This window comes from Saccharopolyspora flava (assembly GCF_900116135.1).
GTDB classification, from domain to species: Bacteria; Actinomycetota; Actinomycetes; order Mycobacteriales; family Pseudonocardiaceae; genus Saccharopolyspora; species Saccharopolyspora flava.
In genome coordinates this window covers 16724-30122 of the sequence record NZ_FOZX01000017.1, presented here as the reverse complement: position 1 = coordinate 30122, position 13399 = coordinate 16724, and the positions used below count along the sequence as shown (strand labels likewise).

General features: G+C 60.5%; 12 protein-coding genes. 7 read left to right on the top strand and 5 right to left on the bottom strand.

Going from position 1 to position 13399, the window contains the following annotated elements; all coding sequences use genetic code 11:
- Window positions 1-133: transposase (locus tag BM424_RS28160; RefSeq protein ID WP_139274200.1), on the bottom strand; the 133-nt coding region annotated here is incomplete at its 3' end.
- A gap of 168 nt (window positions 134-301) precedes the next feature.
- Window positions 302-919: a hypothetical protein gene (locus tag BM424_RS28155; RefSeq protein WP_093424345.1), complete on the bottom strand. Its 618-nt coding sequence runs from the start codon at window positions 917-919 to the stop codon at window positions 302-304.
- 195 nt (window positions 920-1114) lie between these two features.
- Here BM424_RS28155 and BM424_RS28645 point away from each other — a divergent pair, with 195 nt between their 5' ends.
- Window positions 1115-2620, top strand: coding sequence for a hypothetical protein (locus BM424_RS28645; RefSeq protein ID WP_139274199.1), 1506 nt, complete (start codon window positions 1115-1117; stop codon window positions 2618-2620).
- Window positions 2621-3086: 466 nt separating this feature from the next.
- Here BM424_RS28645 and BM424_RS28145 read toward each other — a convergent pair whose 3' ends face one another.
- Window positions 3087-4685 carry a transcriptional regulator gene (locus BM424_RS28145; protein ID WP_245776192.1) on the bottom strand — a complete coding sequence of 533 codons (1599 nt, stop codon included), beginning with the start codon at window positions 4683-4685 and terminating at the stop codon, window positions 3087-3089.
- Window positions 4686-5144: 459 nt separating this feature from the next.
- Here BM424_RS28145 and BM424_RS28135 point away from each other — a divergent pair, with 459 nt between their 5' ends.
- A complete protein-coding gene (locus tag BM424_RS28135) occupies window positions 5145-5411 on the top strand; it encodes a hypothetical protein (protein WP_093424339.1) in 267 nt (88 codons plus the stop codon).
- 502 nt (window positions 5412-5913) lie between these two features.
- Here the strand turns inward: BM424_RS28135 and BM424_RS29785 are convergent.
- Window positions 5914-6276: a tetratricopeptide repeat protein gene (locus BM424_RS29785; protein ID WP_093424334.1), complete on the bottom strand. Its 363-nt coding sequence runs from the start codon at window positions 6274-6276 to the stop codon at window positions 5914-5916.
- Between the two features lie 438 nt (window positions 6277-6714).
- Between BM424_RS29785 and BM424_RS28120 the strand changes: the two genes are divergently transcribed.
- Entirely contained in the window at window positions 6715-7851 is a 1137-nt protein-coding gene (locus tag BM424_RS28120) for a pentapeptide repeat-containing protein (protein WP_139274198.1), read from the top strand.
- Between the two features lie 90 nt (window positions 7852-7941).
- Here BM424_RS28120 and BM424_RS28640 read toward each other — a convergent pair whose 3' ends face one another.
- Window positions 7942-8532, bottom strand: a complete 591-nt coding sequence (locus BM424_RS28640) for a hypothetical protein (protein WP_139274197.1) — start codon at window positions 8530-8532, stop codon at window positions 7942-7944.
- Window positions 8533-10405: 1873 nt separating this feature from the next.
- Between BM424_RS28640 and BM424_RS28110 the strand changes: the two genes are divergently transcribed.
- The 4 genes from BM424_RS28110 (at window position 10406) to BM424_RS28100 (ending at window position 13384) form a co-directional block, all read left to right on the top strand.
- Window positions 10406-10876 carry a hypothetical protein gene (locus tag BM424_RS28110; protein ID WP_093424327.1) on the top strand — a complete coding sequence of 157 codons (471 nt, stop codon included), beginning with the start codon at window positions 10406-10408 and terminating at the stop codon, window positions 10874-10876.
- Window positions 10873-11646, top strand: a complete 774-nt coding sequence (locus tag BM424_RS28635; RefSeq protein ID WP_342742662.1) for a tyrosine-type recombinase/integrase — start codon at window positions 10873-10875, stop codon at window positions 11644-11646. The genes BM424_RS28110 and BM424_RS28635 overlap by 4 nt, the downstream gene beginning before the upstream one ends.
- Window positions 11647-11683: 37 nt before the next feature.
- On the top strand, window positions 11684-11911 hold the full coding sequence (locus BM424_RS29845; protein ID WP_342742661.1) for a hypothetical protein: 228 nt from the start codon (window positions 11684-11686) through the stop codon (window positions 11909-11911).
- A 252-nt stretch (window positions 11912-12163) separates the two neighbouring features.
- On the top strand, window positions 12164-13384 hold the full coding sequence (locus tag BM424_RS28100; protein WP_093424357.1) for an IS256 family transposase: 1221 nt from the start codon (window positions 12164-12166) through the stop codon (window positions 13382-13384).
- Window positions 13385-13399 lie beyond the last annotated feature (15 nt).

The window sequence follows — 13399 nt, the reverse complement described above, 5'->3', positions numbered from 1 at the left end:
CGTTGTCGACCACGTACAGGATCGCGTCAACGATCTCGCGGCGGCAGTGTTTGGTTCGACGTCCGCCTCGACCGGCCAGCCATCCTGGCGTCGGTAGCAGCGGCTCAATGACCGCCCACTGCGCCTCGCTCATGTCCGAGGGATAGCGACGTGACCTGCGTGAAGGGCGATGCGAGGTGGCCAGCAGGCAGCATTGCCCACCCCGCGCGTGAACCAGCGACGCATTCGGGCACGATGACACCTCGGGACTCCTCGGTAGAGCGGATGACTAGGCATCAACCGATCTACCAGGAGTCCCTTCTCATGCCCGCACCCACCCACCACCCAAGATCAAGTTCAGGAACAGGCTCTGAGCTGCCAGATCGCAGGCAGCCTGTATGAACCCCTCCGCACCCATGAGGCGCATTGAGTTGCCTCCCTTCGCTAGTTGCCACAGCGCGCCGGAGGCGTTCGACGTCATCCGAGGGTCCTGACCGTGACTGAGCAGGTCACGAAGCTTCTTCATGTCTGCCAGATACGCGCCCAACGACTGCTTGCCAGCGAAGACCACCCACCTGGATCGGTTGCCACCGGATGTTGCCGGACACCGCGTCCGCACGCCCCAGTCGTTCGTGAAGAGCCTGACTCCCTGCTGGTCGCCGACGCTGCGCAACTTGTCCGGGTTCAGCGGCAACGCCCGCGGGCTCCCAGGATCACGGAGAACATCGTTGAAGAAGGCTTCGATGGCGGCGTACGACATCGTGAAAATCGCCCAGCGGAGCGCGTATTGCTTAGTGGATCGCCCGAGCTTGTGCCCGTCGAGACCGTGTAGCCCATCGATGTCACGGTGCAGCGTGACCAGCAGCGTCGGGTTAATAAGCCCCGCAGCAAGGGATTCAGCAGCTTCAATCACCGAGGGAAGACGCGCATGCACGGACACGCCTGAACGCTATCAACGTCGACCAGCGACCTTGCCTGGCGGCAACCGGCCGTAGGTTTGAGACCCTTTTGTCGTATTGCATGATACCCCCACTCTCGGCTGTTCGGGTGAAAAAGAAGCAACTGGCGACCATCCCAATCATTTTTTGGCAAGATCACCTCAAGTGCAGGGTTGGGTCACCTAGGAGCGCCGTTAATGCAATTTTCAGAGAAATATGGAATCCAAAGAGGCCCCGAGGATGATTGGCTTGATGTCAACCTTGCAGTCGACACAAATCTGTCCGTCGACCCGTTTTTGATCTGGGAATCTGGTGATGACCCTTTCTGGGGGAAGGCGCATGACGACCTGATCGCATTTTTCGGAATGGTGTTCGACCTCGTGCGCGCTTCCAAAGGCAACCAGAACAGTCCAGAATGGGGAAGGGCGGCACAATTGCTGACATTCCCCGAGCCTCCGGAATTCTGCCTTGGAGTTTCAGAGGGGTCAATCCTTGGAATAGGCTCCGCTGGCAAACTTCGTGCGGAGATGATGGATGGGCTTAATACCGCATTTGAGGCCGGGCTGAGTCAGGTCGTCCACATGGAGGCGATCTCGCTGTTTCAAGGCGGAATCGGCTTAGACCGAATTGGCGATACTGTCTGCAATGTCCTCAAGAGCTATTTCATTGAGTACACGAAGAACATATGCGCTCGACACGGAATCCCAACACAGAAGCAGCTTGTGCGAAATGCTTCTTGGACCCTGGAAGGCCAACGCTGGCTAAATCAGTGGCACGACCTTCCAATCAACAATTTTGAATACATTCGCAAGGGAGAGGTCCGCTCTGCCGAGCTGCACGTCCTGCTGGTTCCACAGCGCTTCGTCCGCAATATCCCGATCGCAACCCCGAACGGGCACTGGAAATGGGCCTGGGCGAACATGGGCGAAGAACTTCGAAGGGACTTCAATTGGGAGATCGCCAGCAAGGTGCTGCGAAAAACCAAAGCGAAGATGGCTCGTCTCCATCCGAGCTCAGTGGTGGAGTACTTAAATGAGCTAGAAGAGGAACCCAAGGAGCCGTATCCGGTAGGTGAGGACCCGAAGCTTCTTGTGCATATCGACGAGCACGGAAAGAAGGCTGTCGAGAATCTTACAGATCCCGTTGTCCCTCGCACCCCCAGCGACTTCGAAGAGTTTGTTGACGCAGTTGTCTACTGGTACAAGCACGGAATTGAAAATCAGGACGACTGGTATCTGCTTTGGGACGACAAGCGCGGAAGAGCCGAACATGCCGCGCAAGTTATGTTTAGGATGATTGCTTCCAACTACTGCCGGGTTGCGAATGTTGATATTACAGGCGAGGCCAACGCAGGCAGAGGGCCGGTGGATTTCAAGTTCTCCCAAGGGTGGTCAGCCAGGGCGCTTATTGAAGTAAAGCTTGCGCGGAGCACCAAACTTTTGGACGGAGTTCTTTCCCAGCTGCCAGCATATCAGACAGCAGAAGGGGTCAATTACGGAATTTTCCTCGTGATTGCCTACACTGACGAAGAATACAATGACACAGTAAAAGACAAACTCGAAAAGGCCGCCGATCTCGCTTCCAGAACCTATGGGTTTCGCATTAAGTCCGTACTCGTGGACGCGAGAAGGAAGGAATCAGCGTCAAAAGAGCACGATCCCGAGTTGACCAAGGAACTGAGGGACAAGCTAAACGGCCTCTGAGAGTCCAAGCGGCGCTCTCCTCACTTCCACTGGAGCACACTCGGTATGCGTGTTCGCTCCGTCGGAGGGCCCGGTCTCTCTCCCACACCCCCTACGAGGGAGGGCCTCTGTCCTCGCCCCGTCGAACTGGCGTAGCCCTCATCAACTCGTGTCAAGGGAGCAACCGCCGTGGCCAGCGGGAGATGCCGACACTCAAGCTTGCCCCCTTGACGCGGGCTGATAGCCCTTGTGGAGGTCGATGGGGTGAGGACAGAGCAGCCATGACCGGACCGCAGTCGATGTGCCTGTCCCCCCTCACCCTGCTGGCCTGCCCGTCCGGCAAGGACCTCTCGTTGTTCCCGAGCGTGCAGCCTTCGTCTGGCGGAGCCGTGCCCGCAGGGACCGCCCTTGAGAAAGAAAGAAGGTCGGAACACCACTAGCCAGCGCGTCAATAGACCCCCGCGTTTAGCCTGTACGAACGGCGGCTTCACCCACCCGCGCTGCTCTCTCGCAAACGGCGGATTCCCTGAGCGAACGCGAATATGCCCTCGTTACTCCAGGACTCGTCGCTGATCAGATCACCGACGAGTAGTTGATCACAGCTGGAGTACAAGCGGAGTCCTGAGGCTTCCCAGTTCGCCTCGATTTCTCCTCCATAGCGGGTCCAGAACTCGTCGTCTTCGATGACCAGGAGGCAAGCGAACTCGTAGTTGCCGCTCATGAGGTTCAGGCCGAAGCCCGTGCACTCCATGCGTAGTCGGGACTCGTCCGCCATCAGCCAACGCATCGGCTCTGACATCCGTCCAGGATGCAGCGGGGCCGCGGCACACGTGCCGTCGACCGTGTTGTCGACGTCTTGCCTGCCGAAAAGCTCCTCCTCCATCTCTCGCAGGAGCGTCGAGGTCAGCTGAGCGTCCGCGTGGAGGTCGGTCATTGGCTGGTGGAAGCCCTTCGGGATTACCGAGAGCTTCTGGGCTGCGTTGAGCACGTGGTTTGACCGCTGTTGCACTACGAGCGCGAAGTCGCGATCCCCGCGATATCGGTCAGGTGGACGCGCGATGGCGCAGAGCGCGAGCACTCCCCCTGCGCAGAGCCTCCCCGATAGGTTGAGCACGGAGTCGAGGTTCGGTAGGTAGCGGTCGCGCAGCTGGAGTTGTGCTGGCGTGCCGGCGGCAAGAGCATCTATCAGCTCGTTCTCAAGGAGATCCATCGAGGCGGCGTACTCGATGAACGGCACCGTCCCGACCTCAGCTGAGATCTTCCCCGGCCGAATTTCCAGGTCCAGCAGCCGATAGAGGGGCATGTTCGCGATCCGAACTCCCTGCGCTGCGGCTTCAGCGAGACGATCAATCGCCTGGTCCGACGTCCCAGCCTCGTCTGCGTCCGACGGGTCCGCGCGCAGCTCCACTCTGTCGTTCCCCGTGCCCAGTCGGCATCCGAGGTCGAGCCAGCTTTCGCAGGTCAGAATGCTCGTGGCGATTTCGGATTCCCCGCACCTAAGGATGTAGAGGTGATGCCCGGACTCGGCGGACCCGTAGTAGTCAGCCAGCGCTCTAGTGATCTGGCTTCGCCCGACCTTGCGACGGCGTGCTGGCCGATCGAGCACTTCATCGACACCCATTGAGGCCAGTCGAGATGTCACCTTGCGCCGCGTCGTTTCCGGGCTCCACCCAGTTCGAGCATCGAGCCACGCAAAGGACTGCGCCATATCGACACGCGCATCAGCGGTCTGCACGGCAAGTGCCGTGCCCCGCCGAGCACTTGTGATCCTTGCTTCGAAGTTGAGGGAGGGCTGCCATGCCGGGTCGGTGTTCCGAGGATCAGCGTCAGCCCCTGGCGGTGCCAGCAGAACGTCGATGCCTACGCCGAAGATGGCTTCGAGCAGCCTCGCCGTCGCCGGTCGAGGTCGTCCGACCGGCTGCCCGCTAGGTGCCTCGCCAGCGACGAGGCGCTGAAGGTGACGAACGCTCAACGTGCCTGGCTCGTCGTGTTCGCGCGCGAACGTCTCGGCCCACTCCGTGAACTCCTGCAGCGTCTGCCGTCGTTCCCAGATCCTCTGCTCGAGAACCGTGCGCGCCGTCTGCATTGCAACCCCTTCCCACAGCTGCACCCGCTATGTCGTCTGTATGTCGCCTTCGCGTCGTTCCGCTGACAAAGAGCTGATGTCAACCTGATTTCAGTCTGCCATGGACCGCTCACCAACGGTCACGAAATCCTTCCGGCGGCGTTGCGCGACCACTCCCCGATCGCCGCCGGATGCCGGCCGCGGCCAGGCACACCTCCAGGCCTGGCCGCGGCCACCCTCGAACGGAGAACGCGCATGAACGCTTCAGCTGAGCCGGCGATCTGGTTCCAGTACCGCCCAGGTGTAGTGGCCGAGTCCCTTCGCGTTGCGCACTGCGCCGCGCCGACCAGCACTCGGACCGTGGTTGAGGCCTGGTGCCAGCAGAAGTTCGATCCTTCGAACCTCGAGCTGGCCACTAGCCCTGGGGAACCCGCGACTTCCGAGCGGGCTCCAGCTTGCGCACCATGTGCCGCCTGCCTGATGCGTCTCACCGCTGCGACGCAGATCAGCCGCGAACCGGGTGAACCCAACTCGCCAGCGCCCGAGGACAGCAAGCTCGCGGTCCTGCTCCGGAAAGCCCAGTGGCTGCTGGACGACGCCGCCTACTACCTGCCGCAAGGGACTTACGACCAGCGGGAGCGTGACGCTCTCGCCTCGACGCTCGACCAACTCGCCGGCTTGATCCGCGAGCAACCCTCAGCGCGCAAAGCCGCACCCGAACAGACCCAAAGCCAGTCACCGCGGTGATCGCCAGAAGGACGTGCACCGAGCACGGGTACCGAACCACCTGGTCCGGCGACCTCAGTCCGGACCTGCCGACTCAACGCCTGCTCCGAATCGACGCCCCCCTCGGAGACGAGATCTCGGAACCGACGAGGCCTCCGCTCCACGTCCTGCGAGCCGTGTTGGAGGGCCTCAAGCGGCTCTAGCCCGCGGCAATTTACCTACGGAGATGACGCTCATGCAGGCTTCCACCTGCCAGGGCTGCGGCGAGCCACTTCCGCCGTCTTCACCCCGTGGCCGCCCTGCCCAGTACCACGGGCCGGCCTGCCGGCAGAGAGCACACCGCGCTCGGCTGCGCGCGAAGGAGCTCGATCAGGACTGGCGAGCGCTCGAAGAAGTCGACGCTGCGATCGCGGACGTCCGCCGGCACATGGCCGCAGGTGACGATCCCAGGTCGTCGTTAACGCGCCTGCTCACGGCTGTGCTCCAAGCAGCTCGCCTCCACGGGATCGTTCTCTCCGCTGACTCATCCCCTGACACGAGCGTCCAGCTCTTCTAGCCGTTCCTCGAGCTGGGCGACCTCAGCCGAGCGTCCCTGCTCTCGGTAGATCGAGATCGCACGCCGCCAGCACGCCTCAGCCTTCGACGAGTCCTCGCGCTCATGCACCACACCAAGTTGCACGAGCACGTCCGCGTGTGCGGCTGCGTCGCCCAGCCCTTGATACAGACGCAGCGCCAACTCCAAGTGCTCAACAGCTTCCTCGTGCTGCCCCCTCCACCCGGCAATGTGGCTGAGGCTGACTCGAGCGCCCGCTTCGCCACTAGAGGATCTGGGTGCGTTAGCACCGCACAAGAGCTTCGGTGCAGATCTCGTGAGCCTGCTTGTCATCCGCGAGTTTCGCCGTGTACCAGCCGACTTCGTTCAGGGCGTGGGCACCCGCTCACTTCGATGCTGCGTTCCTCGTACAGCCGCAGAGCCCTCTGCGTGCTTGAGCACCATGACGTCGTTTCCCTACCGGCCCCACACAGCCACCATCGCTCGGTGGGTGTGCGCTTGCCCCAGCTCATTGCCCTCACACTCCTCCCCAGCCAGTCCTCCCCTCAGGTGAGCGAAGGCAGCTTCGTAGAGTCTCAGCTGCGTACAAGCTCGCCCGAGATGCCAATAGGAGTGCGCCCGAAGCTTGCCTACCCAACGGTGCCTGACAAGCCACTAGTCCGAGAACAGGACAGCAAGCACCTCATCTGGGTCCAACAGTTCGACCCTTAGCGAAGCTAAGTTTCGATAGCCCTTCCCACACTGACCGAACAACTGCCAGTATCTAACATCGTGATCGACAACCGCACCACGCAAACCCCACCTAACGTATTGACTAAGCGCGCTATCATCGTCGCTGGGTCGATCATGTTCGCTGTCGGGATTAGTTCCGCCGTTACACTCTTTCTGGCCTACCCTCCCCATGACGGCCGGAGCGCAGTCGAAATCATCCGCACAGCAGGAACAATCGCGGTCGGTACGGGGGGTGCCGCTGGACTGCTCCTCGCCGCGCGCCGCCAACAAAAGACCGAGGAATACAACGCTTACACGAGACACGACGCTGAAGAACGTCGAATTAGCGACCTCCAAGCTAGCGCAGGCGAACAACTAGGAAGCGAAAAAGCAGCTGTTCGACTAAATGGACTTTACCAACTTGAACGACTCGGACAGAACCATCCTGAACAAAGGCAAACTGTCGTTAATGTAATCTGCGCATACCTACGAATGCCATTTCCGGACCCGCCGACCACTACCCCTTCAAATCGACCCATCGAGCCATCATCCGAAAATTCAAATGACTCCACATATTTGCACGAAGAGATCCAAGTCCGACTGACCGCGCAAACAATTCTATCCGATCACCTTAAGCCAGGAGCAGGCAAGAAAGATGGGAATCGATTCTGGAAGAACATCGAACTCAATCTAACTGGGGCCACCCTTATTAACTTCGACATTTCACAATCTGAAATCGAAAGCTGCCGTTTCGATTACGCGCATTTCTATGGGGCGACACGTTTCCGGCAGACCAAATTTCGAGGGCCAGCTGGATTCAGTGACACGAAATTCTCTGGGCAAGCCTGGTTTAACGGCGCCGAATTTTATAAGTTGGTCGAGTTTAGTAGCTCCGAGTTTATGGGGATGGCAAGTTTTGACCGCGCTTACTTCAAAGGGGAAACTGGATTCGGGTTCTCTTGTTTCCATGGAATAGCCGGCTTCAGCGAAGCCTATTTTCAAGATTCTACCTGGTTTGGTGATGCGGAATTCGAAGGCGGAGTCTCATTAAACGGAGCACGTCGAGCCGCGGATGAAAATATCAAGAATGACGTGTGGCCGACTGGGTGGACCACCTTAGCGCCAGAATCCGAAGGCTGCGTCCCTCCAGGAGACGACTCCGGAGGTTGGGTACATCTCGCACAAATCGACAACTAGCACCAGATGACACCGAAAATAATATTGCTACCCTACAGCGGCGTCACTTGTTAACTACTTGCCGAGCCGCACCAATTCGGGAAATACTGATCAACTCCCAAAATCGTCAATACTGGCAGGGAAAAAATTTCCCTGCCAGTAGGCCTCTCGCCAACCAAAAAGCACTTGCTTCTTCTCCGGCCATACGGCCTGCACCATTTCACCGCTTTGATGTAACGTAGTGATTTGTTTCGGGGCCCAGGGCTCCCCATCGGGGTAAAATATCCCAACCCTGGCTTCAGGAAGAAAAAATCCTACAGCTCGCCTATTCGAAATAATTCCAGCTAATGTGCACCGGAAATGGCTCATAGGGTTCTTAACCCTAGCAACAAGCCGCACTCTGTCGGGAGGTTCATTCACCTCCATTCGGTACCTCATTCGGTCCGGCATTATCCACTGAGTGTGCGGCTCATACACGAATCCTGACGGCGTCGTTGCAACCTCGGTCAGAAAACCACCTACGACTCGATCGAAGTCGCCCACTCCATCACCAAGGAACTCTTGGATAGATGCTTTCTCGGATGCACTTCTTCGTGTTTCTCCATTGTCGATATTGGCAAAGTACTGGATAATCATACGTAACGCTTGCGCTTCGTCAACCTCGACACTTCCGGAACTTTTGCACCGATCTTCGCGTTCCATGTACAAAGCGTAAGATTCTTGATCGCCGATTACGCAACGTCCCGGCTTATCGGTACGCACCGTACGCCCGTCTCGAATTCGCCAAAGTGTTGGCTTGGGTACAAGTGAGCCAACGATGAACGACTCCGGGTACTGAGAGGACCTGTGACGCAGCTCCGCTAGCATTCGATCCAAATCTTCTGCACTGTCGTAGATCAGACGATAGAGCGCGTTTGTAAACTCCGACAGATTTCCCGCCAGTCCAACAACGAGCGTCGGCGATACGATAAGGGCCTTAAGGAATGGCTTCCGCAACAGCTCGGAACGCGTCCGAGTTTCATCCTCATTATAGGTAATCATAGTGTCTGAAACTACAGTGATTCGGCCATCATGGATGGATGCAATAACCAAACTCACGGTTTCGCCCTTCGTAAACTACTCAGCCTCCCGTCGGGAATTACTCGACTGAGTGTCAGCTCAAAGCCTTCGTTTAGATCATTTTCTTGCGAAGTTCAACCATCGAACTCACCACAAGCTCGGATCATCACTCAGGGTTCATTCTTCGCCAACCTGTGCAGAAGTCAGAGTTATAGTCGCCCCGCTATCGCCAATACGCTCAATGCTCCGAACTGCTGAGCGAATCCTTCTGGACAGGGCGAGTCCTTCGGTAGCTTCTGCTGGCCACGGAGGACGAGCCCCATGGTAGCCCGCCTGTTCAAGACGGAAGACCAGTGGAAGAACTTCAGCTAGCGTATCTTCATTTGGTTTGGCGCCAGACCGTAAGTGCACTTCCCAGGACGCGGTAAGTAGGGGAACCTGTCGCACCAGCTCATCACTGCGCATGCTGACGATCATGCCAGAGTGAGCAGTGGCATGCGGCCGAGTTTTGGCGACGCCGCAACTCAACCAGGCTTCCAAGTGGAACAGGCGGCCGTGTCCGGACTCCGAATGTCGTTTGGACGCACCAAGAGCCCGTGGAGGTGGGCTCGCGCCGCCTCGTCCGTTCGCCGGTAGACCTCAACGGAATGGGACAACCTGCTCGCGATCTCGGCCCCGTCGTCGCTCAAGTTGGCCACGCCCACATCCCAGCGATCGCAGAACTCACGGACCACACCGCTCAACCGGTCGTGACCGAAGGCATCCGCAGGACAATCGATGTCCGCGACCTTCTTCCTGGCCATCGCCTCAACAGTGGCCCGCACGCCATCCGACGCCCCGGTCAGCGCGTCCAGATCAACCCGAAACCCGTCCGCCATACGGCCCGTGTACCTCCACATCTCACGTGCCCCGACGACCGTAGGCAATGACAAGAGCCTTCGAGATCAAATCCGAAGCCATCACCCGTTTGGACGTCAACACGGCCCAACCCCCAGCCGCGCACTCCGCTCCCCCGAGCCGGAGGCCAGGTGGGAAGACGATTGATTTCATTCCCCACTGAAGGAATCGCCTTAACCGATGCAACTCGGTAAATCCTTTCTCGATCACCCAAGGACAACGCAGAGCACGATCAACCATCCCTGGACATGCGGCTGGAGCTCTCGAGTTGACGCGCCACCAAGCGCACCCGCGCCGGTTCGGGGACATGTCGGGACACCAGCGGCACATGTCCCGAACGGGTATTGCCCCAGATCAGAGGGATTACCGCCCGTGTCCCGCCCCGTGTCCCAGGCTGCCCTCCGAAGGGACAACGGGACACCGACCTCAACGCCTGGTCATCGCCATGCCGGCAGCAGAAGCCGTGTGGTTAGTGCGCAAGTCCCCCCTCGGACACCAGTGGGTGGGATCCCTCCCACACAACCACAGATGGTTTCAGACGCGAGACGGCGAGGTGCATTGCACCCGCCGTCTCGTCGTGTCTTGTGGCCCCTGAGGTCGTATTCGGGGGGTGAGGGCCGTGGCTGAGTCCGCCGTGCCCGCGATCGAGCTGCACCCGCTGTCGGTGGATGAGCGCGCCGAACTACTCGCCGCCCGCGGCACGGCCCGGCGGGTGCCACTCACGCAGCTGGCCGCCCTGCCGAGTACGACCTCGATGGTCTATCGGATCGCCTCGCTGGACCCGCAGGGCCGCATCGCCGAAAGCAGCATCGTCAACACCCTCGGCTGGCAAGCCGGGCGGCGACTGCCCCTCGAGGTGCCATCCAACACCACGGTGACCGTCCAGGCCGACCCCGACGGTGTATTCACCCTCGCCCGCCGCGCCCACCTACCCCTGCCGGCCGCGGTGCGCCGCTGGTGCGGCCTCAACCCCGGCGATCGGGTGCTGCTCGCGGCCGCGCCGGATCCCGGCCTCCTCCTGATCCACACCATGCAGGCCCTGGACGCGATGGTCTCTGCCTTCCACACCCCCGGAGCTGATACCCCATGACCACCTCCCGCAACACCGACGCACCCGAGCTCGACGCCGCCCGCCTGCTGCTGGCCAAAATGGGCGTCACTCCCGAAGACCTCCTCGGCACCGCCGCGCCGAAGCCGCAGGCGCCGACCTTCGCCGACTACATCCCCGAGGTCGCCAAAGCCGTCTCCCCCGGCACCAAACGCGTCTACGGCACCTACTGGAACCGCATCCTCGAACACTCGGGCCACCGCCACCTCGACGAACCCACCACACTGGAAATCCAGCAGCTCGCCGAAACCATCCGGTCGCAGGTTGTCGTGCGCCGCAACGGCCGCGGCGGACGCGGGGCCGCCGAACACCTCATCGCCGCCATCCGCTGCCTCTACAACCACGCCGTCGCCGACAAGCTCATCACCGAGGCCGACAACCCAGCGAAAACCGCCACCAAACCCCGCCGCCTCGCCAGCACCCGACGGGGGATCCCGGACAACCGCCTCAACGAGATCAACCACGTCGCCGCCACGACTGGTGATGACCCGGCGCTCGACACGCTCATCCTGCGCCTGCACATCGAAACCGCCTGCCGACGCGGCGGCGCTTTGGCTCTCACCCTGCGCGATCTTGACCCCGACCAATGCCTCATTCGCCTGCACGAGAAAGGCGAGACCGTCCGCTGGCAGCCCGTCTCCCCCACCCTCATGACCCACCTGCGCGAGCACGCTCAGCAGCGCGGCGCCACGAAACCCGGTGACCAGCTGTTGCTATCGAAACAAGCGGCCCATCACCAGACGCCGCTATGACCACCTCTGGACCCGCATCGGTGAGCACCTGCCCTGGGTGACCACCCAGGGAGTCAGCACCCACTGGCTGCGCCACACCACCCTCACCTGGGTCGAGCGCAACCACGGCTACGCCATCGCGCGCGCCTACGCAGGCCACACCACCACCAGCAGCGATACCGGAACCACCGCTGCCTACACCCAAGCCGGCATTCCTGAAATCGCCACCGCACTCGCCACCCTCACCAACGAACCACACCCACTCGCCACCAACACCAACCACTAATCGAGACCCGAGTTCAATTTCGTACTTCTCGATACCAAAAAGCCGCCAAGCTAAACAAATTCGAGCAACCAAGCGAACAAATACCAGCCCAAATCGATTCCATTCGGAAAGGGAGTGTCCTGATCTTTGTGTGTGGGGCGGTGATCCGACAGGCTGGAAGCGTCCGCTTTCGGCTGGAAGGGGATCATCGTGACCGACGGCGACACGACAGCATCGCAGGATGACTACGAGGACCGGCCCGGTTCGGGTGGGTTGGATGTGCAGCTGGCCAGGGAATTGATCGAGCGGGCCCAAGCTGAGGGGGTGTCCCTGGTGGGCCCGGGCGGGCTGCTGGCCGGGGTCACCCGGACGGTGTTGCAGACCGCGCTGGAAGCCGAGATGACCGAACATCTCGGCTATGACAAGGGCGATCCCGCCGGCCGTGGAGCTGGTAATCACCGTAATGGCAGCTCGGCGAAAACGGTGCATACCGAGGTGGGGCCGGTGCCGATCGAGGTCCCTCGAGATCGCCGGGGTGAGTTCGAGCCGCAGATCGTGCCCAAGCACGCTCGCCGCATCGCCGGTTTCGACGAGGCCGTGATCTCGTTGTATGCCAAGGGCTTGACCACCGGTGAGATCCAGGCGCACTTGGCTGAGATCTATCAGACCGAGGTGTCCAAGGATCTGATCAGCCGAATCACCGACCAGGTCGTCGACGAACTCAAAATCTGGCAGAACCGACCGCTGGATCGTGTGTACCCGGTCATGCTCATCGACGCGATCCACGTGAAGATCCGGGAAGGCCAGGTCACCAACCGGCCGATCTACGTCGTGGTCGGCATCAACTGCCAAGGCGAACGCGACGTGCTCGGACTCTGGGTGGGCACGGGTGGTGAAGGAGCTAAGCAGTGGATGAGCGTGCTCACCGAACTGAAAAACCGTGGTGTCGCCGATGTGCTCATCGCCTGCTGCGACGGACTCAAGGGACTTCCCGAGGCGATCAACGAGGTCTGGCCGCTGGCCACGGTGCAGGAATGCGTGGTGCACCTGGTCCGTGCCAGCCTGCGTTATGCCGCCCGAAGCCACTGGGGTGCGATCACGAAAGCACTGCGCACGGTCTACACCGCCCCGACCGTCGAGGCCGCCCAGGACCGGTTCGACGAGTTCGAGCAGACCTGGGGCGCGAAATACCCGGCGATCATCCGGTTGTGGCGCTCGTCGTGGGAGCAGTTCACACCGTTTTTGGCGTTCCCTCCGGACATCCGCAAGATCATCTACACCACGAACGCCGTGGAGAGTCTCAATGCCCGGTTCCGTCAGGCCACCCGCCGGCGCGGGCATTTCCCGTCCGAGCAAGCCGCGCTCAAGGTGCTCTACCTGGTCATTCGCACCCCGCAGCGCAACCGCAGTAACGTCACCGGGCGAACGCACGGCTGGAAACAGGCCCTGAACACCCTCGTGATGTTCTACGGCGACCGGATCAGCCTCAACTAGAAACCGACCACCGCC